Origin of the sequence: Paenibacillus sp. SAFN-117 (assembly GCF_051966115.1) — a bacterium.
GTDB classification, from domain to species: Bacteria; Bacillota; Bacilli; order Paenibacillales; family NBRC-103111; genus Paenibacillus_L; species Paenibacillus_L residui.
In genome coordinates this window covers 42,302-65,946 of record NZ_JBQCLK010000015.1, presented here as the reverse complement: position 1 = coordinate 65,946, position 23,645 = coordinate 42,302, and the positions used below count along the sequence as shown (strand labels likewise).

The following is a 23,645-nucleotide window of genomic DNA, read 5'->3' as shown; positions in this document are numbered from 1 at the left end:
TGTCTGTCGCCATAAATCAAAAGGTTGAGTTAGGGGGTGGAGATATACCGTGAAAACATGAAAACCATTCCTCTTTCTTTCCTAATTGAAAAAGAGGCATTTCCTATTTGCGAGTGGAAATGCCCCTTTCATCGTCTTAATCACCTGTTCGAATATCGCTCACTATAGCGTCGTCCGCCGTTACTTATAGAAATCGGTGGGTTTTATCATACGGTGATCTTTGCGTTCATTTATTTGTGTTCTAACATCCGAAGCAGCATCACCGTTGCTTCCGCGCGGGTAGCCGTTTCGTTCGGCATGAAACGGTTTTCGCCACGGCCATCGACAATGCCCAGCTCGCGAATCGCCTCGACCGCACCTCTTGCCCATTCCGGTATCGTCTCGTTATCGGCAAATCCGGTTGACACATCAGCGTTAAGCTGCAGTTTAAGCGCCCGGGCGATCATCGCCGCCATCTCTGCACGAGTGATGCGGTTGTTCGGCCGGAAACTGCCATCATCGTATCCTTCAATAATTCCTGACTCTACAGCCTGTGCAACGGCTTGTTTTGCCCATTCACCGATTTGTTCGTTGTCGGTGAACGTAAGCGTGGCACCTTCACCTTTCAGTTTCAATGCGCCAGCCAGCATCACTGTAAACTCGGCTCGAGTGACCGGATGGTCCGGTTTGAACGTTCCATCGGGATAACCGCTGACGATGCCTTTAGCCGCGGCATGCTTGATGAAGCCTTCCGCCCAATGTCCGGCGATGTCCGTAAATTTAATGACCGGTTCGGTTGGCTTTGGCGTTTCGCGGTAAATGGTCAACGTATTTTCTTCTTCGTCCCGTTCATCGCTTGTACCGTCAGCACAACCGTATTATTACCTTCCTTCAAATCGATTTGGATGCTGTCCGTAAAGACTTTATCCTCCAGCATCACTTTCGCACCGAAGTGAGCTTGTTTCGCCACAATCTCGACCCGCTTGGCTTCTGTACGTGCTGCATAATCTGTCGTTTCCGAAGCAAACGATGGGTCCAGCTTCAGCTTCTTATCATTGGCCCATACTTGCAAATCTGCCAGATCAGCGTTATTGGATAAGATTGGGCCGACAACAATGCCCGAATGGCCGGAATCGCCTCCTGCTGCTCTTGGCGTTGCTGTTGCTATGTTGGAGAAGTCGCTGGCGCCTTCTGCATATATAGCTTTAACGGCGAACGAATAGGCCTTTCCGTTCGTCAATCCCGTGACCATGTAGGAATTCGCGGTAATATTTGATTGGGTGAGCTTCCAGTTCGCCGGATCGACAGGAAGCGTTGCATTTTCCGCTTGGTAAACTGCGTAAGTCACGCTACTTGTTCCTGTGACAGCATCCCACTTTAAGGTAACAGAACGATCACCCGCCGAAGCGGTCAGATTCGCTGGTGCAGGTAGCGGCGTAATCGTATAATGCTCCTCCATCACTTCGCTATCGAGCATGCCTTCCTTCACCGCAATCGCCTTAATCGTCATCTCCGATGTCACTTCGATAGGCGCGGTATATTCGACGCTGCCGCTGGTCGGATCGCTGCCATCCGTTGTGTAGTAAATCGTCGCCCCATCGGTCACCGTGCTCAATGTTACCTTGGTGCCTGACGGAACCGTACCGCCAACCGGACTTGCAATTGGCTTCGCAACTTGCTCTGGGGGCAGGATGGTATAACGCTCCTCCATCAATTCGCTATCGAGCATGCCTTCCTTCACCGCAATCGCCTTAATCGTCATCTCCGTTGTCACTTCGATAGGCGCGGTATACTCGACGTTGCTGCGGGTCGGATCGCTACCATCTGTTGTGTAGTAAATTGTCGCTCCTTCAGTCGCCGTGCTCAATGTTACCTTGGTGCCTGATGGAACCGTACTGCCAACCGGACTTGCTATTGCCTTCGCGACTTGCTCTGGGGGCAGGATGGTATAATGCCCCTCCATCAATTCGCTATCGAGCATGCCTTCCTTCACCGCAATGGCTTTGATCGTCGTCTCAGATGTCATTTCGATAGGCGCTGTATATTCGACGCCGCCGCGGGTCGGATCGCTTCCATCTGTTGTGTAGTAAATCGTCGCTCCATCGGTCGCCGTGCTCAATGTTACCTTGGTGCCTGACGGAACCGTACCGCCAATCGGACTTGCGATCGGTTTGGCAACTCGCTCCGGCGCCCCTTGTTCGTTTAAGGTGATTTCCAGCTTGCCGGTGACACCGGGATTTGCTTTCACACTTGCCGTTACTGTTATCGATCCGGCAGACGCTTGATCGGTTACCGTCAACACGCCCGTTTCCGGATCGATGCTGACGCCTTCCACCGCTGTAACGCTCCATTGCACTTTCTCATCCGGCATCACTTCGCCATTTTCATCCAGCACATCAGCTTCATACGTCTCCATTACCGGCTGTTCATCGTTGGATGGAATCGTAATCTCCGTGGCACCGTGAATGCTGATCTTGCTCGGAACGGGTGGTTCCACTACTCTCGCTTGCAAAGTAACACTGAACTCTGCGGAAATAGCTGTGTCACTAACCAACGTCACCGTTAACGTTACCTGCCCCTCAGACGCTTGATCCGTTACCGTCAACACGCCCGTTTCCGGATCGATGCTGACGCCTTCCGCTACTGTAACGCTCCATTGCACTTTTTCATCCGGCATCACTTCGCCATTTTCATCCAGCACTTCGGCTTCATACGTCTCCATTACCGGCTGTTCATCGTTGGATGGAATCGTAATCTCCGTGGCACCGCGAATGCTGATCTCACTCGGAACGGGTACTTTTTCACCTTGATACTCATATGCGCCCAGGTCAACACGTTCACCGACAAAGCGTGGATTGCCGTCCCGATCGGTTGTAACACCGGCTGGGACAAGATCGTTATTCCCGCCATTGATCGCCGGCGAACCTTGTTTCAACCTATAGTCACCCTTTATCGTTGGCGCGTTGTCGAGAGACTCGGGAGCTTGAAACAGCGTATCGACAGTGACACTGTCCAGATCAACCCCATCAGGGATCACGGCATTTGGTTCGCCGATCAGGCTAGATTGAATGTTCGGGCTGATGGAATCGTGGTTTATTACATTGGTTCCATTGCCCCAGATAATGCTATTGTGGATCGTAGTAGGGATGCTCAAATTATAATTATACATCCCGCCACCAGCACCTGCCCTATTCCCACTGATCGTCACGTTTATTAAAGTCGGAGTGCTTTGTTGCCCGTTCAATATCCCGCCGCCAGTGACGGCTGAATTCCCGCTAATCGTCACATTCGTCAACATGGGACTGCTATTATGATGGTTGGACATTCCACCTCCAAAATAAGCTGAGTTTCCACTTATCTTCACATTCGTTAACGCGGGACCGCTATCGGCATTGTACATCCCGCCGCCGGTATGGGTTATTTCACTCCCGGCCGAATTCCCGCTTATCGTCACGTTCGTCAACGTAGGACTGCTGTTATCGTTATGCATCCCTCCGCCCGAATTGTGAGGATATTTGCCGTTGGCCCTTCCCCCTGTTATCGTTACACCATCCAAAACAGCGGTTTGATCCACACGACTGTGGTAGAACACGTGGTACACATGGTCGCTATCATCATCGCCCGGCCCGATTTTCCCGCTCAGTATCGTTTCGTTGTCGATAAAATCGCGCTTTGCAAGATCGAATGTCTTCGGATCCTCGTTCCCGGCGAACCCGCCATAGATCGATACGTCGTTCTTCATCTTGAAATGAACCGTTCGCGGATCGTTCCCGATTTGGTTGCCGGTCGGGACGTATGTGCCTTTGGCGATCCAGATTTCGTCGCCCGCCTTCGCTTTGTCAAGAGCATCCTGCAGATTGCCAAAAGCGTTAGCCCAACTGCATCCTGAGCCGGTGCTCCCTTGCCTTACATAATGAATCGTTGCATTTGGGCATTCTTCCACAGGCGTACTGTCGCTTACATAATGTCTAGTGTTCGCGCTTTCCCTGCAGTGAATCGAAATTCCAGCGTCATCGTACCTACTGGCAGTTTCGCGAGAAAAAGCTTTGCCAACGTTACCGTACTGCCGTCCTCCTCGTAATCCACGCCTGCCGCAAGTTGCGCCGGCCCATTCCAGATGCCGGTCAACTCATTGCCGTTTAGTGTCAAAGATACGACGACATCCTGTTGCTCCGCCGGATTTTTGTCAAAGGTTGCTTCGTGTGGGGCGATTGAACTGTTCGGAATGATTTCTTCAACGAGTACTAAAGAATGGGTAAGTCCTGCTGCAATCACGCTCACCTTCGACAATCCCTGAATCTTCTCAGGAACAGGTTTTATACGCCCGTCTCCATGACCCAACTGACCGGAATCGCCAAGCCCGAATGAGTATACTTCACCCGTTTCCGTCAACACCAGGGAATATTCATTTCCCGCGGCAATCTCTTTGACGATATTCTCAGTCAAGCCTTCAATTTTCTTCGGAATGGGTTCATTCAATCTGCTTCCATGCCCTAATTGACTGTGGTAACTATTGCCGAATGAATACACTTCGCCCGCTTCCGTCAGGACAAGAGAATGCATCCCTCCTGCTGCAATAGCCTTGACTTCGATCCCGGTCAAAGCCTCCATTTTCTTCGGCAAGGATTGATTCATGGTATCTCCGTGTCCTAATTGACCATAATAACCGCTGCCATACGAGTATACCTCTCCTGCTTCCGTCACCACGAGAGAATGCAGGCCTCCTGCTGCAATGGCCTTGACATCGGACAAACCTGCAATTTGCCGCGGACTGCGTTGATGTGCATCTCTCCCATGGCCCAATTGTCCCAAAGAACCGGAGCCGAATGAATATACTTCGCCCGCTTCCGTCAATACAAGGGAATGTCCTCCCCCGGCTGCAATGGCCTTGACTATGATCCCGGTCAAACCCTCGATTTTCTTCGGCAAGGATTGATTCTCGTCATCTCCGTGACCCAATCGACCAGTAAGGCCATACCCGAAAGAGTACACTTCTCCTGCTTCTGTTAACACAAGAGAATAATGATCTCCCGCGGCGATCGCCTTGACTTTGATCCCGGCCAAAGCCTCCACTTTCTTCGGCAGGGATTGATCCTCGTTATCTCCATGTCCTAATTGTCCGTAACCGCCGCGACCAAACGAGTACACTTCCCCTGCTTCCGTCAATACAAGGGTATGTTCAGAGCCCGCCGCAATTGCCTTGACCTTGTGGCCTCTGAAGTACTCGATCTGCTTCGGACTCATCTGATTATTAAAATCACCATGGCCCAATCTGCCTTTACCACCTGCGCCAAACGAGTATACATACGTTCGGACTTCCTCATCCGGCAACTTGACAGGATCATCTGCCGCATGCACATGTGGGACAGCAGGCAGCAGACTGGACAGCAGCAGCAAAAGGGCCGCCAATAATGAAATACAGCGTTTCCAACTTCTCAACCTTTACACCCCATTACTCGAAAAAAATGATACCCATTAGCCGTTTCAGCTTTTTCAAAGAATGCTTGCAAAAATTTGAATCGCCTCCTGTAAATCAATCGTTGGAACGAAGCTCCGTTTAATTGCTGCCCTCTTCCTCTCGAATACATTCCATACAACCCCTCCTCTCTTTGACCTCTTAACGGCTTCATCCAGAAGATTATACAAACTTCCCTCCCGGTTGTGATCAACCCCTCTTGTCATAAAACGATCCGGGGTGGAGCAAGGGGGGTGGAGATAATCCCCGCAAAAAAAAGAAGGAACGGATCAGAACAGCTTGAGTGTTCTGGCACGTTCCAAAGCTTGCAAACGGCTATTGACCTGCAGTTTGCCATAGATATTGTTAATATGAGTTTTAACGGTCGATAACGAAACGTTTAATTCATTCGCAATTTCCTTGTTTGACATCCCGGTCTGCATAAGCCGAAGAACACTTTGTTCTTTGGAGGTTATAGAAGGCATGTATCCCTCGTTGGAAACCGACCTCCCTCCTTCGATTGGAGAGATGAGCCGCAGCAGTCGTTTCACGTAAGGTAAAGGAACTTTTCTTCCGGGACGGTGATGTTGATTTTGACGCAAATGTATAAATCGACTCAATAATTGCCCGATCGGTACCCCTTCATCAACAAAGGTGCGTATGTACCCTTCGGGCCAAGCCAAGGCGAGCGCCTCTTCCAACGCATCCATGCTCTGTACATGCTTGCCCTGCAAAGAAAGCAACCGGCTTTTATGAATGAGCAAACGGATCTTGTCGCTTTGCCGTCCTGCCTGGCTCGCGATGAGGATGAGCCGTTCCGTTAAAGCCACTGCTTCCTCTGTCTTCCCCTGCTCTGCCAACAGGGTGGCCAGCAAGTCATATTCCCCGATCATCGATAACGGAATTTCATCCCCGGAGCGAAGATCGCTCATTCGCAGCCATTGCCTCACCGGCTTCTCTTTCCCTTGCATCCTGCCCTGCATTGCCCGGAACCATATGATTTTCCTGGACAAATGGGGCTTGACCTTCGGAGCCGTATGTTCCGTCAACTCCTGAAGTATAGAGCTTGCAATTTCCCAGTTGCCTTGCACCGCAGCAATGCGGGCAAGCCACAGCGAGGCTGTCGCAGCAAGGCTGGGGTTGTCATTGGATCTTCCGATATCGTATGCCCGCTGCATATACGTCCTGGCTTCATCCAGGCGATTCCTTTCGTACTGCAGCTTTCCGAAATCTATACTCAGGTGAGCGACAAAATATACATTTTGTGTTTTGGACCAAATGGACAATAAAGGTGTCAGTACCTGATCGGCCAATCGAAGACTGTCTTCCGATACATAGATGTCCCAAACGGGATGGTAACCGTCCGAATCGTTGCCAAAGCCGATGAATAAATCACCTTGTGGGTGTCTCTCAACAAATTCCTTGGAGAATTGAACGGCATATTCGAAATCCCGATCCAAAAACGTACGGAATGCAGCCAGAAAAGCCAGGCCGGCTTGCAGCGTCTCGGATTCGTCGGCATGAAGGGAGCCTGCGTCCTCTTCCAGCTTGCGGATCGCCCGCCAATACCCGTCCGTGGCTGCCTCGGTATGCCCGGCTAAATACTGGGAAGCGAGTTTAGTCAACAGCATCATCGGCTTGGCAAACAACAACGAATCGGGAATATCGCTTAGCCACTTGCAGAGCATCGTCCATTCGTTCATCATCAACTCCGGCGCCATCGCTTCCAATATAACAAGCGCATCTTCATAACTCGCTGCCGTCAAATAATGCTCTACCGCCTCATGAGGATATCCGTTTTCCTCTAACCATCTTCCTGCCGCGATATGAAGCGTCTCCCATAACTGCGGTTCTTTTATTTTCAACTGCCCTGCCAAAAAATGCTGAAACAAATGATGATACCTATACCAATTCCTCTGCTCGTCCAAAGACACAATAAACAGGCTCTCCTGCTCCAACCAATGCAGCCATGCGGCACTTTCGGTCATTCCGGTAACCGCCTTGCAAAGTTCGCCGCTCATCCGCTGCAAGATTGACGTCTGAAGCAGAAATTGCTGCAGCGCTTCAGGCTGCCGGGATAACACTTCTTCGAAGAAATAATCCGAAATGTCACGCTCCGTTCCCGTCATCTTCCGGATAATCGCGGCTGGATCGAAATTGTCGTTCAATGACAAGACAGCCAGCCGCATGGCGGCTACCCACCCTTCCGTTCGTTCCTGAACGGCTGCCGTTTCTACGCTGGACAATTCCACCCCGGAGCATTTTGTGAAAAATTCGCTCGTCTCTTCCGGATCGAAACGCAGATCACTCGCTTCTAATTGATTTAGCCCATCTCCCACCCGGATTCTGGAAAGGGAAAGCGATGGTGAAATTCGGCTTGCGATATAGAGATGAACGTGAGAAGGAAGTCGTTCCAGCAGGTAGATGATTCCCTTCAGCAGCGTTGGTTCTTCGATTTGGTGAAAGTCATCCCACACAAGTACTATCGTCTGCGATAAGCGATGCAGCCCGTTAACGAGTGCGGCAATCAGCGAGTAACCGGATGCGTCTTCCGCAGCATGACGAAGCACAGCCTGTTCGTCGAAGGCCGGGTAAGCTTGTTTCAACGCCGCAATCGTATGTGCCCAGAAGCGCAATCGATCATTATCTCCCATATCCAGCGATACCCAGGCGACGGGGCTTTCCAACACTTCCGCCCACTCGCTGAGCAGTGTGGTTTTGCCGTATCCTGCAGGGGCTGTGACCAACGTGAGTGCGCGATTCAGTCCTTCTTTTAAACGATGGATGAGACGAGGACGCGTAATAAGCGCAGTTCGTGGCCGGGGAATATGCAATTTGGTAGCAATGATCATTACATGACCACTTCCTTTTTGGCAATCATCCATGAGGATGAACATTTTCTCTATTTTACCAAATAAGGTCATATTCTGCCTGGGATGATCTTGCAAAACCGCCGTTTCTTCAAATCCGGCCTCGCTTCCGGACTGCTTATCCGGCTTTCGCCTTCGCCAGCAAATACAAAAAATACGGGGCACCGATGACCGCAACGACAATACCTGTCGGAATATCCGCCGGCTGGAAGATCCAGCGTCCGATCGTATCGGCCAAGATCATCAGCAAGCTTCCGGTCAAAGCCGAAGCCGGCAGCAGCAGCTCGTGCTTCGGGCCGACTAGCCGGCGGGCCAAATGCGGACCGATCAGGCCGACAAATCCGATCCCGCCGCTCACTGCCACAGAGGAACCGGCCAAGCCTACTGCTGCGGCAAGCAACTGAAGCCGTTCTTTGTCCACCGGGGCGCCAAGTCCGGTCGCCGCCTGCTCACCAAGGTTCAATACGTTCATGACCCGGGCTTTGCTAAAAACAAATGGGAGAAGCGCAGCTATCCATGGCAGCAGGGCGAGGACAAATGTCCAGTTCGTTCCCCAGATGCTGCCGGCCAGCCAAGTGGCAACAAACTGATACCTGGCGGGATCGAGACGAAGCGTCAGCACGATCATGGCCGCGCTAATCCCCGCAGCTACCGCGATTCCGGTAAGCACTAGCCTGGTCGGCGAGACGCCTTCATGCCGTTGGTGAGCAAGCGTGTAAATCAGCAAGGCCGTCAACCCGGCCCCGACCAAGGCTAGAACCGGCAGCAGGAATACCGGGGCCGCTGTCGTTGCCGGAAAGAAATAAATGAACAGCATGACCATGAGTCCGGCCCCGGCATTGATCCCCAAAATCCCCGGATCTGCCAGCGCATTGCGGGAGACGCCCTGCAGGATGCAGCCCGACACGGCCAATCCTGCACCGACCAGAATGGACAGGACAATGCGAGGCAGCCGGAAATCGAACAATACGAGCGACTGCTTCTCCGTGCCCAAGCCTGCCAGCGTCTTGAGTACATCCCATGGAGACAGGCGAATATAGCCGGTATTCATGCTAATGACGAAAGAAACGATAATTAGCACAGCCAGAACGACCATGACGGTTATCCCCCGGGCCGTTCTAGTTCGGGCGGAGGGTACGGCTTGCCCCGTTTTCATGAGAGCTCCCTCCTCTGTTTACGTGCCAGATATAGAAAGAACGGCACTCCGATCAAGCTGATCAGCGCCCCTATTGGAGTTTCATACGGAGGGTTGATGATTCTGGCCCCCAGATCGGCGAACACGACAAGCAAGCTGCCAAGCACTGCAGAACAAGGAATAATCCAACGATAATCCACTCCAACCAGAAACCGCGTCAAATGCGGGATAATCAGGCCGACGAAGCTGACGGCGCCGACTACCGAAACAGCGGAACCGGCCAGAATGAGAACGATGATTGTTCCCGCAAGCTTGACGAGCCCCGTCCGTTGTCCGAGACCGGTAGCGACCTCTTCCCCAAGGCTTAGCATGGTAACGGATCGGGAGAGCATGATCGCCGCGAGCATTGCTCCCGCAACCCAGGGAAACATGATTTTCAGTTGAAACCAGTTCGTGCCCGCCACGCCGCCTGCATACCAGAATGCCAAATCCTGCCCGATGCGGAAATAGAGGGCGATACCTTCGCTTAGCGCTGCGAGAAGCGTACTGACTGCCGCTCCGGCCAATACAAGACGTACAGGCGTCAATCCCCCTTTGGCCAGCGAGCCGATACCGAACACAAGCCCTGCTCCCACACCGGCGCCGAGGAATGAATATAAGATTAGAACCATAAACGGCAGCCCGGGAAAAATGGCTAAACATATCGCCAGAACGAAGCCGGCCCCGGCGTTGAGTCCGAGTATTCCGGAATCTGCCATTGGATTGCGGGTCATGCCTTGCATCAGTGCGCCCGCTACCGCAAAGCTCGCACCCACCATTGCTCCGCCAAGCACACGCGGCAGACGAAGCTCTTGAATGATTTGATGCTGGGTGATATCCGGATGAAACCAGACTATAGCTTCCCATACAGTGCCAAGCCCTATATCGGCAGCACCAAAGGAAACAGAGATCGCAATCCCGAGCAATAATGCTACGGTTCCTCCCAACATAATTAAGATCGCAGCGAGCGGCCTTACCCGCAATTTCGCCGTTTCTACACCTGATTCATTCTTGTTCGCTCTTTCTGTCCATTCCGGCATACCCGTTCTCCTCATTCTTATAAATCGATGTGTCCAAGTTACACTGGAAGCTGCCGATTAACCGGGGAAGATTTTGCAGCTTCCGTGACACGCTCCTATGAAACCATCCAAATAATTCCGCAGTATATATAAAGAAAGATGTACACCGGCAAAGATTAGCTGAATTGTTATTACATATTCGGAAGGAGAGTAACCGCCTATGGAAGCTCTGTCAAAAGCGATTAAATACGTACTCCGCGGTATTGTCTTTGCTGTTTATTTTCCATTCTACCTGTTGATTCGCCTGATTAGCGCTGTTATAGACGTTCTTTCTCCTTCCATAGAATGGCTGTTCAACAAAATCATCATCCCGTTCGTGCTGGCACTCATCAAGTATATTATCGTGCCTGTGTTTGAGGCTGCCTCAGGTCCGCTTGAATGGCTATGGAAGCACGCCATTAAACCGACTCTGATATTTTTGTGGAAGTATGTCCTGTACCCTGTCATGTATTACGGCATATATCGTACGCTATTTATATTATGGAACCATGGTTTACGCTGGTTCTGGCGGGAAGTTCTGCTTCCGGTGCTGCGCTATAGCGGCATTGCAGTAGCATGGCTGTTTCGCGTGCTTGGGCGGTTATGGATGCACATCATATATTATCCGTTGAGATGGGGGTGGAGACATGTAGTGTCTCCGGCGATCCATTGGATGACGCGTGAAATTATAAAACCATTGCTGCAATGGTTCCGCAATCTGTTTGATGCGAAGTGACCGTATCGAATAAGGAACGGTCACCTGGATCGGTTTGGACCGGCTCCCACAGGCCGACACTTATGCTCCGCCCAGTGTAAATTTTAGTAATCTGCTTAGGGCCGCAGGCAGTACGCTAACATGGTTTTCATCAGCGAATTTCACCATTTCCGAATGAAATCCGCAGGCAGCAAGAGGCTCTAGGCTCTCCGCCAGTTGTTCCGCATCCTTGACCATGTAGTCCAGTTCATCGGCTCCTATCGTTATCAACAGGCGCGGGTAGATACGAGCTTCGGCCAGCGTCGTCTCGAACTTTATTTTCTCCTGCAGAATCGCCCGGTTGTTCCACCAAATCGAGGGGCTGCCGGCAATATAATGCTGGAACAATTGCGGGCGGCTGAATAAGGCATGGAGAACTAACAATCCCCCGAGCGAATGTCCAAAAATCGCTTGCCGCTCGCGATCAACCGGATATTGTCCGAAAATCTTCGGCATTAATTCCGCTTCCATAAAGTCGAGGAAAGCATCCGCCCCTCCAAGATCGGGCCATTCCCACCCGTTCGGCCGTTCCGGCAAGTGTTCCGCTTGAGCCGGCGTCGTAAAGTCATAATAGCGCCTGTTCCGGTCAAACGGCTCTCTGGACGGGTAGCAGATCCCGACGATCATGGCCGGATCAAAACCATGAGGTTTACGGGTTTGCAAACGAGCCGCTTCAACCAAGGTTCCGAATACCGCGTCTCCGTCCAGAGCATAAATTACAGGATAACCACGCTCGGGAGGATCTTCACCGGGTACTGCAATCAGAATCCTGTATTCCAATTGTTTATGGCTGGAGCAGAGAACTTGTTCAACACATCCGGGCATGCAGTATTTTTCTGTTCTGTCCATGTTCATGGCGACAACACCCTTACAACATCCTCTACGACTTTCTCATATGCAATCAGGCCGCTTCCAAGCCAGTATTCATCGTTTACTTCGTACACATGGCCTCGCTGAACGGCTGGAACGCTCTTCCAGATGCTGCTTTCCGTCATCTCCTTCATCCGTTCCGTCCCTTGTCCATAAGCATTGATGACGAAAATATAATCCGCATCCAATTCCGGAAGAATTTCCAACGAGAAATTCAAGCTGTTCTCGTTCTCCGTCAGCTTGGTCATGTCAATGCCCAAATGCCGATTAATGACATACCCGCAAAAGTAATTCCCGCCCATCAAACTCACGCCTCTATTGGCAAACCGGATGATCGCCACCTTCTTGTCTGCTGCGTTCTTCTCGATAGCCGCTTTGGCGTCCTCGACTTTCCGGCGATAATTGTCCAGTGCTTGCTTGGCCTCATCGGTCTTGCCTAACAGTTCTCCCAATATTTCGAGTGATTTCTCGACATCACCCGCTGCGTTGCTGAACACATAGGTTGGCGCGATCTTGGAATAATTCTCATAAACGCCGTTATCCGCATAATTCGCCGTATGCAGAATGATCAGGTCGGGGTTATACGACAGCAGCACCTCCGAGGACGGCAGCCCGCCTGAAAAATCAAGCTTTGGAATGTCCTGCAGTTCGTTCTGCAAATAACGATGACCCTGGTTTCCGTTCGACCATTGCGCAACAGGTTTAACGCCAAGGCTTAGCAACGCATCTTCCATATATGGAGCAAACACTCTGACGGGCGGTTTCGGCAGAATCACCTCATGTCCTAATTCATCGGTAAATACCCGTTCTGCGGAAACGGCAGCTTCGGGATTCTTTGCCGCAACCGTTGGATTCGCTTTTGAACCGCTCATATCCGTTTGATTGGAACCGCATGCGGCTAGCAGACTCATGCTCAGCAGCACACTGATTCCAAATCGTCCCCTTGTCGAACGAATTTTGTACAGCATTCATAAATCTCCTCTCAATGATAATCATTCTCAATATGGGAGATTATATATGATGCTCATCGAAGTCTCCATGGACTTTCGCCACATCCGTTTTGGATTTTTGCCAGTGAAGAAAAGCAAAATCTCATCCAACATCCGGTCGATAGCCGTTGCCGAATATTCAAACCACGGATCGGAAGGAATGGTATAAACATGTCCGCGATTCACCGCCTTAAGCTTGCACCATGCTTCGTTATGCTGAAGCGACAGCCAATAAGCCCGTGATACAGGTTCGGGACAGACTGCGACCAGAATACGATCCGGATCAAGCCGGTCCAGTTGTTCGATCGTTAATTCTGTATTATATAAAGCTTCCGCTGGATAAGCAGGCGTCACCTTCAAATCGTAATACAATAAATCATGGATTCCCTGATTGCAATATATGTACAGGACTTCGCCGCAAAGACGCAGCACTACAAATGAATCCGTATCGGGAACGGGGGCAAGCTGTTTTCGCGCGAATTGCACTTTTTGCTCATAGCTTTGAATCCAGGCCTTGCATTGCTCCTCCCTCCCAAGAAACAACGCAATCTGATGAAGCTGCTCCCGCCAATTCAGCGGTGGACAGGGAAGGAAAAGCGCCGGAGCCGTATCTTCAAGCTTCCGTCGTACATGTTCCGATAGATGCACATCCCCGACAATGGCATCAGGCCGCGACCTGACCCATTGACGCCAATCAGCTTCCCGGAGGCCGTCATATTCCAGACATACTTCAATTTGTGAACGATAAGCATAGTAGTAATAAGGCGTCCACTTCGAATTTAAGGGAGCCGACACCGGAATGATCTTCAAAGCAAGTAATTGTCCGATAACCGACGGGGAGCATGCAGCAACCCGTATCTTTCGTTTCTTGACAAATTCGGACGGGGAAATCCCCACTTCTTTCTTAAACTTCCGGCTAAAGTAGAATTCATCGCTGTAACCTACCTTATGGGCGATCTCACGCATCCGATATTCCGATTCGAGCAAATATCGTTTGGCCCGATTGATTCTCAGGTCCGTCAAGTAATCCATGGCACTTTGGCCAAAGGTCTTTTTGAATGCATACACAAAATATTTTGGACTCAGATTGGCCATATGAGCCAATTGCGCAATGGACAGAGGCTCATGATAATGATTCTCCATATACTCTCGAATCTGCTGCAAGTTCATCCCGGAGGGTCGATCTGACGATGTGACAGAGCTGCGGTCATCTGCACCCATGAAATTTATTCCCCCTTTAGACCAGTACTAGGCGGAAGTATTCATCATTATTCCGAACAGTAGTTAATTCTCTAGACTCCATAATCTTAATTGATAACGATTATCATTGTCAATTGAGATTGGCCGGATCGATGAGCAAACGGGGACAATGCCGCTGCACTAGATAACGGACCAGTCATATAGTGATTCAAAAGCAAAAGCCACAGATCACAGCGTGAAAATAACGCTGCGTCCATGGCTTTTATTACGAAACATAAATTAGCATAAATCGTGGCGCGGCAGAATTTGTCATGGAATGCCCTATCCTCATCCAAAGTCAATATCATGGAAGTCAGGCCGGATGCCATCGAATTCTGAGCTCGCGCGGGAAATCATATTTTACCGCCTCGGCGGCAAAACTACGGCTCCATTCGCCTTGCCGTCAATGCCGAGAATTTCGATTTCATCAAGGAAGACCCAGACGTTGACCGGGAATTCGACCTTGACGTAGCGGGCGTACACTTTATCGGCTCCCGCTTTCCCCGGTACGCCGTCTGCTACCCCGCTCCAACTCACGAACTCGGCCGAGGCAGCATCTTGTGCCGGTGGGGGAGAAACGGTAGCCAGCGTGCTCCAGGTTTGGCCGTTAGTTGAAACGGAAAAAGCGACGTTCTGAGGGAAATAGATGCCGGGTCCTTGATCCTGAAGAAAATGGGCTCTAACTACCCCGATCGATTTGTTGCGGCCCAAATCAAATGTGATGGTGCGGCTTCGTTCCTCGGGGTAGGCGCTTCCCGCATGACCCTGCCACTGCTCGTTGCGGAAATCCGTCCCGCCGAATAGGCCGTTCGTAAGCTCATTCCCGGAATCGGGATAGTTGCTGTTAGGCGGTCGCGAAATTGTATAGCTTAGACCTTGAGCCAGATTACTCAGGCCCCAGCCGTCAGACCAAGTTTGAATGAGAACTTGGGCGTAAGTATCAAGCAGCGTTGCTGCCGAGGCCGAAATCAACCCCTGCGCTTGGACGGCCGGGTCGTTAATGTGCGCGAGAAAATCCTGCATATACGTTACGGCGTCCTTCGGCTTGTTTTGTTCCAGAAGAAGCTTGATGATCTGCAATCGATACGACAACTCATTGCCAAAAACCGAATGGATTTCGTTCGACGCGACATAACGCTGTACCAGCTCCGTCATCGTCTCCGGCGCCGGGCTGCTGTCAATGGCGTACGTTCCGTTCAAATACTGATACAGCCAGTCATACATTAACCGCAAATTCGGATCCTGGCTTACGCCCAAGTTGTATACAGCGTTATTGCCTTGATAGTAAGCTCTGAAGCCATTTTGCATCAGGCCGGATCTGACGCCGCTGTCCAAGTATTCGATAAAACGCTCGCGAAGTACGGGATCTGTCAGCATTCCGTCATCAAATTCAACTTCGTTCCCCATCCCGTACCGCTTTGCAGTATTCGTAGCATCGTCCAGACGGTCGGAATCCATTCCGCCGAAGAAATAGTTAGGCTGAAGCGCAGCGGCATCGAACCCTACGTCTTTCCACATAAACATTTTGTAAGCATAGGAGTGTGGAATCCAGAAAACCTTCATGTTCATGGCGTGCACTTTATCCGACACCATGCGAGCTATGTCCGGTCCCGATTCGGTTATGTCGATTTGTTCCGGCATCCAGTACATCCCGACAAGATCAAGATTGGAGTAGTTGGCAGCCTGCCATCTTTGCCGGGCCTGGTCCAGCCACCACTGCACCGCTTTTCCTCTGTTTTCAGACGCTTTTTCTTTGCCTACGACAGAGTCGTTGAAATTTAAGGAACCGCTGCCGTCAATGTCGCCAAAATCTGTCAAAGAGTCCCCCGGACTCGGAATCATGAGGACAACTTTCAGTTTATAATCGGGTTGGTTCAGCTTGGCTCCGACTTCCTTGACAGCCTCATCCAACTGCTGCATATCCCCCGAGGCTGCAAAGGTTTTATCCAAATACCATTTCCAATCGTCCAGGTTCGCTTGTCCAAGACCGAAATCGCGACCGGCAGGCGAAGCAATCCCGAGATATAGGACGCCGTCAAAAAGCCAGTCGACCGGCTCGCCGTCTTTATTTACATAACTGATATTAGGGATGATCCGTTCCTTGTTCCAGTCGCCCAAACCATCCGCGTAATGTCCGTTATACAACAGATTCAGATTCCGGATCCCGGCCGTAGCTTCCCCCGGCTCCAAAAAATGAGGCTGCTCGGCAGGAACCTTTACCGCCCCCTCAATCTTGCCGTCCGCACCCATAATTTCGATTTCGTCAATGTATTCCCACTGCGTAGGATGCATGTAAAAGGCTACCTTCACATAACGGGCATAAGCCAGCTTGCCATCCGTATTCCCGCCTTTGATTCCGTCCCGGCTGCCGTCCCATTCGAAGGTCTCCTGTCTTGGCGGTCCTTCTCCCCACAGAAGCTGGGTGGCGTTATGGGAAAGCAGTCCCCAATTTTCCTTATCGTCGGAGACATACATCGATACCGACAGCGGCACGAGGATCGAGTTCGCAGGATAATCTTGAAAGAAATGAGCCGTGATCTTTCCAATTGACTTTTCCTCCCCGAGATCGAACACGACTTCGCGCGTTTTTCCGCGCAGATGTCCTACCCATGCCGGGTCATTCATGTCAAATTGACCGTATTTTCCATCCGTAAGCTTGTACCCGACGTCAGGACGCGATGCCTCTGGCTCCTCGGACCATTCATAGGGGAGGCCGGCCGCAAGATTGCGGAATTGCTTCTCCTCCACTGCCGAAGATGCTGCCGCTTGATTTGCGTCTCTTGCTTGTGGTGACTGCTCCGCTGCCGGTTCACCTGCATCCGTCGGATGATCCGGTACGAACGGTGGATTTCCTGCATCATTTCCTTCCATCTTCTCTGCATCCCCCGCCTGCGCAATAATTACTGCCGGAGCAAGCGATTTCGCCTGCACCGCCGAAACCGGGGCCATCAGCAATACTGCTGCCGTCAGCACGGATCCCCATTTCTTATTCGAAATCATCTGGATCAACTCCTTTTTAATCTCGAGTATAGAAATGCCTGAAATCTTTACCCGCTTTGTGATGAATACCCGAATGGATCCCCCCCTTTCGCTGAAATCCGGCATAAACCATTATTGGAATCGCTTTCAACAACAAAGAGCTCTCATTCGCCACTCCCCTCTTTGCTCGCGAACTTATGCGGCATCCGGCATACCACTTCCCAAGCCCGGACGCCGCGGATGTCCGCCATTATTATTGCGCTGCAAGTAATTCCGGTCTATTTCGCCTTTGCCGCAAGGAACTCATCGATCTGCTGCTGCAGCTCCTGCTGGATTTTTTTGAGGGCAGGGCCGGCTTCCGCTTCGAATTTCTTCAATGTCTCGTCCGGATCGATAACGCCGTTGAACAGCGCGTTGTAATATTGCCCATCGACTGTATTGTACTGGCTGACCTCGTTTTGCACCGGGGTACTGTCGAATTCGAAGCCGGCCAAAATGTCGGTGGTGAACATGTCGGCATCGCGAAGCACGGCTTCCTTCTCATCATTAGCCGGATCGCTATTTACATCACTGCGCTCATCAACCGGATTCCATACCCAAACATAGCCGAAACCAGGGTAGCCGGATGTATCCAGGAATTTCATCTTGTCCCCGCCTACCGCTTCCCAGTGCTTTCCTTCGATTCCGTAAGAGAGCAGGTCGTAGTTTTCCTTCTCATTCGCCCAGTTGAGAAACATGATTGCCCGCTCCTTGTTCTTGCTCACCTTCGGAACAGCCAGGAAGTTCCACTGTTTGAAGTTGGTAATGTTTGCGCCCTTCGTCGAATCGAAGAAGGTGACCGTCTCCAGTTCGCCGCCCGGCACATTGTTCTTGAACGTGTTCTTGAATGAATCACCGATGCCGAACGCACCGTTTGTGACGATTGCTACTTTGCCTGCCGAGATCGGCTGGTGAAAATCTTTCGTCGTCAAAATGTCCTTGAAAATCAGTCCGTCTTTAAACCATTTGTGCGTATTCGCCAGCCACGTTCCGATCGGCTCACGATCCTCCAGCAAATTGTATACTTTCCCGTCGTTGTTCTTGTAGTAGAGCATCAGGCTGTTGCCCAGGGCATGGGTCGGTCTGACATGGGTTTCGTAATCGTTTAGCGCATGGTGAGCGACAAATGAATAAGTAGCGGAGCCTGCGGTCATCGGGATGATGCCCTTCTCCTGCTCCTTCACCTTGTAGGCAAAGTCGATCAATTCTTCATACGTCTTGATCGGCGGTACGCCCAGCTTCTCGCGAATGTCTTTGCGCACCATGTAAGAATTGCCGGACATGTAGCTGACGCCTAGCGGAACGGCCATAATTTTGCCGCCGTATTTGTTGTAGTCCCACATTTGCGGCGGCCGTTTCTCGAGCACCGTTTGGCCGTACTGGGCCAACAGGTCGTCCAGCGGCTCATAGAATCCGCTAGCGATCATCTGATTGATGTGCAGCCATGGCGCATCGAAGATGAGATCGATGTTTTCGCCGGAAGCAAGCGTCACCTGTGTCTTCTGCGCCAGATCGGACCAGGGCACGAACACAAGGTCGAGCTTGACATTGATCGTATCCTTCATTCGCTTTTCCGCTTCGGCGATAACCAAATCCATATCTGGCGGCCGGTCGCCGGGAATCATGATTTTCAGCGTCACCTCTTCAAGCTTGGTGTCACCGCCGGCGCCGTCTCCGGTCTGGCCCGACGGTCCCGACGTCTTCCCTTCCCCTTCGTTCTTGCCCGAGCAGCCTGCAATTGTGACGAGCGCGATCAAGAACACGAGCGCGATGGACAATAGTCTTTTCATGGTTCGTTCCCCCTGCTTCAAAAAATAGAGAAAATAGGCGGATGATCCGGTTCGAAAACGGCAGCGATCGCAGCTCGAACCGGCCAAACGCGCTTGCCGTTTGCCGTTCTATCCTTTCACCGATCCAAGCGTCAAACCTTTAATAAAGAAGCGCTGAATGAACGGATAGACGAACACGATCGGGCCGATGGTAACGCAGACGATCGCCAGCTGCATGCCATAGGTCGGCACGACGACGTTGTACTGCGTCTGGCTCCCGCTCACATAAGCCATAACATTCAAATTGGACATGAGCTGGCGGATCATCATCTGCAGCGGCAGCATCTTGTAGTTGTCGATAAACAGCAATGACAAGTACCAGTCATTCCAATATTGCAGCGCGTAGAACAAGCTCACCGTGGCGATAACAGGCAGCGAAATCGGCCAGATGATGCGAAAGAAAATATAAAGATCATTGGCGCCGTCCACCGTCGCGGCTTCATTCAACTCATACGGCAGCGTCCGGTAGTAGGAAACAAGAATAAAGGCATAGAACGGATTAAGCAGATAGGGCAAAATGAGCGCCCAAATCGAATCCTTCAGATGCAGCCAGTTGGCGATCAGCATGTAGAAGCCGACCAGCCCTGCACCGAACAGCATCGTCAGAAAGGTCAGAAACGATAAAATGTTACGGTACTTCACTTTCCGGTGGCTCAGCGTGTACGCATAGGTTGATGTTACGAGGACGCCCATCGCCGTACCGACGATCGTCACGATAATCGTAATGCCGTAGCTGCGAAACACCTGCTTGCCCGAGAGCAGAAATTCGTACGCATTGAGGCTGAATTTGCCCGGCAGCAGCTGGTACCCCGCCGTCTGAAGAAGCGATTCATCGGCGAACGAGTTGATGAATACAATCCAGAACGGAATGAAGCAAAACAGGGCAAACGCGCTCAGCACCGCGTACACCAGAACAAGAAACAACCGTTCTCTCATGTCGATCACACCTTAAACTGTCCGGCGATAAGGCCGCATGGGCCCGGGCCGTTGCCCGCTTCGCCGAACCCTTTATTAGAATAATCTTGAATCCGCGTCCACCTTGCGCGCGATCGCATTGAAGATCAGAATCGTGACAAGCCCCATACAGGATTGGTACACGATGACGGCAGAGGACATGCTGAAATTACCCAATTGCCGCAGCGCACGATACGCATACGTATCGATGACATCTGTCGTCGGAAAGAGTACCCCGTTATCTCCGATGATCGCGTATATCATGCCGAAATCGCCGTAGAAAATGCGGCCGATGCCAAGCAGCGCCAATACCATCACGATCGGCCGCATCAGCGGCAGCGTAATGTAGAGCATCTGCTGCAGCCGGCTCGCACCTTCAATTCGGGCGCTCTCGTAATATTCCGCGGAGATGCCCGTAATGACCGCCAAAAAAATAATGGAATTATACCCGGCAATCTTCCAGGCGCTAATTACGGTTAAGATATACGGCCATACGCCGGGCGTCAAATACCAGTCCACTCCTTCGTAGCCAAAGACGGCAAGCGCCCGGTTAATTAGCCCCTCCGATGTGCCGAACAGCGTCAACGCCATCATGCTGACGACAAGCCACGAAATAAAATACGGTAAAAAAATAAACGATTGTGTGATTCGTTTGAACAGCCTGTTTCGGACTTCGTTCAGAAAGATGGCCAGCACGACCGCGCTGCCGAGGCCGGATACGAGAAAAAGCGCATTCAGGAAAACGGTGTTCAGCGTCACCCGCAGCCAGTCTTTCCCGTTGAAGAAAAATTCGAAGTTTTTAAATCCGACCCATTCGCTCCCCCATAATCCATCCGATAGCCGGTAATTCTGGAAGGCGAGCAGATGCCCCAGCATGGGCATATACGCGAATACGACCAGAAATGCAAGGCCGGGCAGCGCCAGTAAGTACAAATACCGGTTCCGTGACAGCTCGCGCACAAACGTCCCGCCGAACCTTCCCCGTCGCTCCAAAAAGCGTCCCTCCTTTCTTGTGCGGCTTGCAGGATTCGAACGGAGCCATCGTAGCATTCACCGCGGCAGCTTGCCTAGTTCTCATTGGCCGGATTCGGTTCTCACTCGGCTGATTCGCGGGTGTTCACCCGGTGGTTATTGGCCCGTCGGGTTCTCAAGCGCCCAATACGCCTGCTAATTCGCAGATTTCCCGGCTATCGGCCGCATCCGCTCGCCCGCCTTGCTGTCGCGGTATTGGCTCGGCGTCATGCCGGTCGCTTTTTTAAATGCGGTGAAAAAGTGGCTTTTCGTCTGAAAACCGGACTGCTCTGCAATGTCGGTGACCTGCATGTTCGTCTGCTCCAGCAGCTCCTTGACCTTCCCGAGCCGCTCGTTCAAGATGAAATTCGATAGCGGCATGCCATATTGATCGTGGAACAGCTGCCGAACATATTTGGCCGACAAAGCGATATGATCTGCGATTTCATCTACCGACAGCATCGGGTCATGGATATGATAGCGGACGTACTCGATAATTTCCCTAACCAGCTTTTCCTTGCGGTTGAAGCCCTTCTGGTCGCCAAGCAGCCGAATAATCCGCCCGGCCTCTTCCCTCAGCCATTCGTGAACATCGGTAAGCGTGGCGAACTGCCTCAAGTGACGCTCAATCCCTTCAACACTCTGGATGGACGTCATTTTGCTGAATGCCTTGATGATTGCAAACAGAAGCAGCTTCAGTTGGAATTGGCATTCGCTATATTTCATCGTCTGCAGGCGCGCGAACAACTCGTCCAGCAATTCCAGCACCTTCTCCTCTTTGCCGCTGCGAATGGTCTGGATCAGGCTTTCATGCACGGCAGAGTCGAGCGGCGCCTGCAAATCAGCATACCGCTCAAAGTCTTGTTCGACGTAGATTTTGTCATCACCGCTGACAAACTTGAATAAAGTCAGCTCGTTCATATCGTCGTATACTTTGCGCAAATCGTCATGCACACGCCGGGCCGTGCTTTTCGCAATCGTCACGTCCAGCTTGACGTACCTGGTGACTTGACGGCGCAGCTCCTTCAGCTCTTTGGTCAGCTCGGAATCAGGGGAGGAGCTGGCCGCGCCGACCAGCACGACCAGGTGATCGGAGCCAAAATCGATCACCTCTATCGGCCGTTCCGGCCGTCCCATCAGTTCCTCCGCGATATTGCCGATGGCATACTTGAGCAGCTTGCGGGAGACGAAATCGTACTGCTCGGACATCTCATAATAGGAATCAATCTTGATAACAGCCAATTGAACCCAGTCATAGTCAAGCAGCCGCGATTCGCGGGCAATCGCCGCTCTGGCGCCGTCGGTCAGCCTGCCCTGCAGCAGCCATTGCCGTAAATATTCGGTCTTGATCAGCGGATAATGATCTCGAAGTATATAGAGGCCCTGCTCGATGACGCCATAATCGTTCTCCCCCTTCACGCCCAGCTTCCACTGCAGTTGATCCGCCAGCCGACGGAATGGCCCGACGAAACGGCGCGAATTCCAATAGGCGACGAGAAGCAGCGCTGCAAGCAGCAGGAGCGAGCAGACGATGATGACTGTTTTGAACGCCCCGGCCTTTTCGCGGAATTGCTTCATTTCAGTGACGGAGATAATGATCCACTCCGGCGATTCCAGCCGCGCATAGTTGACGAATGCTTCCCCTCCCGCACGATTCAGTTCGAATGAACCCTGCTTCAGCCCCGTTTGGATGTTATCGATGGTTTCCTCGATCCGCTCATCCCATTCGCCCAGAATCCACTTTCCTTGATCATCTACGATAGAAAGCACCGTATCCGCCCTTCCGTCGCCTGAGATCAAATGCTTCTGCAGCTCCCTCTTGTCGAACAGGACGACAAGATACCCGTCGCGGTTTTTCTGCACAGGAGTCGAGGGAAGCTGAAGCGCCAAATACGAGTTGTTACCTATCCGGTGATCAAAATAACGCAGGAAGGCCCCGGAAGTGCCCTCGATCCGCTGCAGCATCGGCTGATCGGCAAATTCCTCGAACGAAAGCAATCCGACCTTGGAGTCGAGCACCTCGCGCTTGCGGATGCTGAACAAGTAAGCGGATTCAATATAAGGCTCGTTAGATAAATATTTAGTTAATACCCCCATCGTTCTGGCATTTTGCAGCAGGTTGTCGGCGGAAGCATACATCCAGTTTTGCACGGCATGGTCTTCGTACATGTTCAGGCTGTACCTTTTTAACTTGTCCAGTATGTACTCGATCCGCTCCGCCATTTCGTCGATACGGTCCTGATTGTACGTCCCCATCTGGGAATAAGCGAAATGGGAAAATCGGTTGGCCAGAAACAACGAGAACGGTATGATTGTAATTGCAAAAAAAATGCCGCTTATCACGAATATGCGCCAGGATGTAGATTTGAACATAGTATAGTCCTTTACCTCCCTCGTCTTAGCAGTTCTCTTTCGACCGATATGTCCTATCATAATGCAACGCTT

15 protein-coding genes are annotated in these 23,645 nt (G+C 51.5%); 1 reads left to right on the top strand and 14 read right to left on the bottom strand.

Translation table 11 applies throughout. The annotated features are described in order from the left end of the window. Window positions 1–230: 230 nt before the first annotated feature. The 6 genes from ACTHRH_RS11815 to ACTHRH_RS11790 form a co-directional block, all read right to left on the bottom strand. Window positions 231–806 (bottom strand): S-layer homology domain-containing protein, encoded by a 576-nt coding sequence (locus tag ACTHRH_RS11815; protein ID WP_440415643.1) that lies wholly within the window; start codon window positions 804–806, stop codon window positions 231–233. Beyond that, the gene (locus tag ACTHRH_RS11810; RefSeq protein ID WP_440415641.1) at window positions 803–3,922 is read right to left on the bottom strand and encodes a chitobiase/beta-hexosaminidase C-terminal domain-containing protein; all 3,120 of its coding nucleotides are present in this window, start codon (window positions 3,920–3,922) and stop codon (window positions 803–805) included. Before ACTHRH_RS11810 ends, ACTHRH_RS11815 begins: the two co-directional genes overlap by 4 nt. Window positions 3,923–3,936: 14 nt before the next feature. Next, the gene (locus tag ACTHRH_RS11805; protein WP_440415639.1) at window positions 3,937–5,418 is read right to left on the bottom strand and encodes an RCC1 domain-containing protein; all 1,482 of its coding nucleotides are present in this window, start codon (window positions 5,416–5,418) and stop codon (window positions 3,937–3,939) included. A gap of 306 nt (window positions 5,419–5,724) precedes the next feature. Beyond that, window positions 5,725–8,286 carry a LuxR C-terminal-related transcriptional regulator gene (locus ACTHRH_RS11800; protein WP_150959976.1) on the bottom strand — a complete coding sequence of 854 codons (2,562 nt, stop codon included), beginning with the start codon at window positions 8,284–8,286 and terminating at the stop codon, window positions 5,725–5,727. Between the two features lie 136 nt (window positions 8,287–8,422). Beyond that, on the bottom strand, window positions 8,423–9,460 hold the full coding sequence (locus ACTHRH_RS11795; protein ID WP_144933458.1) for a FecCD family ABC transporter permease: 1,038 nt from the start codon (window positions 9,458–9,460) through the stop codon (window positions 8,423–8,425). After that, window positions 9,457–10,518 (bottom strand): FecCD family ABC transporter permease, encoded by a 1,062-nt coding sequence (locus ACTHRH_RS11790; RefSeq protein ID WP_150959977.1) that lies wholly within the window; start codon window positions 10,516–10,518, stop codon window positions 9,457–9,459. The genes ACTHRH_RS11795 and ACTHRH_RS11790 overlap by 4 nt, the downstream gene beginning before the upstream one ends. A gap of 199 nt (window positions 10,519–10,717) precedes the next feature. Between ACTHRH_RS11790 and ACTHRH_RS11785 the strand changes: the two genes are divergently transcribed. After that, window positions 10,718–11,272, top strand: coding sequence for a hypothetical protein (locus tag ACTHRH_RS11785; RefSeq protein ID WP_144933456.1), 555 nt, complete (start codon window positions 10,718–10,720; stop codon window positions 11,270–11,272). Between the two features lie 60 nt (window positions 11,273–11,332). Here ACTHRH_RS11785 and ACTHRH_RS11780 read toward each other — a convergent pair whose 3' ends face one another. From ACTHRH_RS11780 to ACTHRH_RS11745, 8 genes are all read right to left on the bottom strand, one after another. After that, window positions 11,333–12,145: an alpha/beta hydrolase gene (locus ACTHRH_RS11780; RefSeq protein WP_225312699.1), complete on the bottom strand. Its 813-nt coding sequence runs from the start codon at window positions 12,143–12,145 to the stop codon at window positions 11,333–11,335. Further along, entirely contained in the window at window positions 12,142–13,128 is a 987-nt protein-coding gene (locus ACTHRH_RS11775) for an ABC transporter substrate-binding protein (protein ID WP_144933455.1), read from the bottom strand. The genes ACTHRH_RS11780 and ACTHRH_RS11775 overlap by 4 nt, the downstream gene beginning before the upstream one ends. Window positions 13,129–13,158: 30 nt before the next feature. Beyond that, window positions 13,159–14,370, bottom strand: coding sequence for an AraC family transcriptional regulator (locus ACTHRH_RS11770; RefSeq protein ID WP_440415635.1), 1,212 nt, complete (start codon window positions 14,368–14,370; stop codon window positions 13,159–13,161). Between the two features lie 378 nt (window positions 14,371–14,748). Continuing rightward, window positions 14,749–17,388 carry a DUF4855 domain-containing protein gene (locus tag ACTHRH_RS11765; RefSeq protein ID WP_225312701.1) on the bottom strand — a complete coding sequence of 880 codons (2,640 nt, stop codon included), beginning with the start codon at window positions 17,386–17,388 and terminating at the stop codon, window positions 14,749–14,751. Window positions 17,389–17,645: 257 nt separating this feature from the next. Continuing rightward, a complete protein-coding gene (locus ACTHRH_RS11760; protein ID WP_150959978.1) occupies window positions 17,646–19,196 on the bottom strand; it encodes an extracellular solute-binding protein in 1,551 nt (516 codons plus the stop codon). Window positions 19,197–19,304: 108 nt separating this feature from the next. Further along, a complete protein-coding gene (locus ACTHRH_RS11755; protein WP_440415632.1) occupies window positions 19,305–20,171 on the bottom strand; it encodes a carbohydrate ABC transporter permease in 867 nt (288 codons plus the stop codon). A 75-nt stretch (window positions 20,172–20,246) separates the two neighbouring features. After that, entirely contained in the window at window positions 20,247–21,182 is a 936-nt protein-coding gene (locus ACTHRH_RS11750; protein ID WP_150959980.1) for an ABC transporter permease, read from the bottom strand. Window positions 21,183–21,356: 174 nt separating this feature from the next. Then, window positions 21,357–23,573 (bottom strand): AraC family transcriptional regulator, encoded by a 2,217-nt coding sequence (locus ACTHRH_RS11745; RefSeq protein ID WP_440415630.1) that lies wholly within the window; start codon window positions 23,571–23,573, stop codon window positions 21,357–21,359. Window positions 23,574–23,645: the final 72 nt, after the last annotated feature.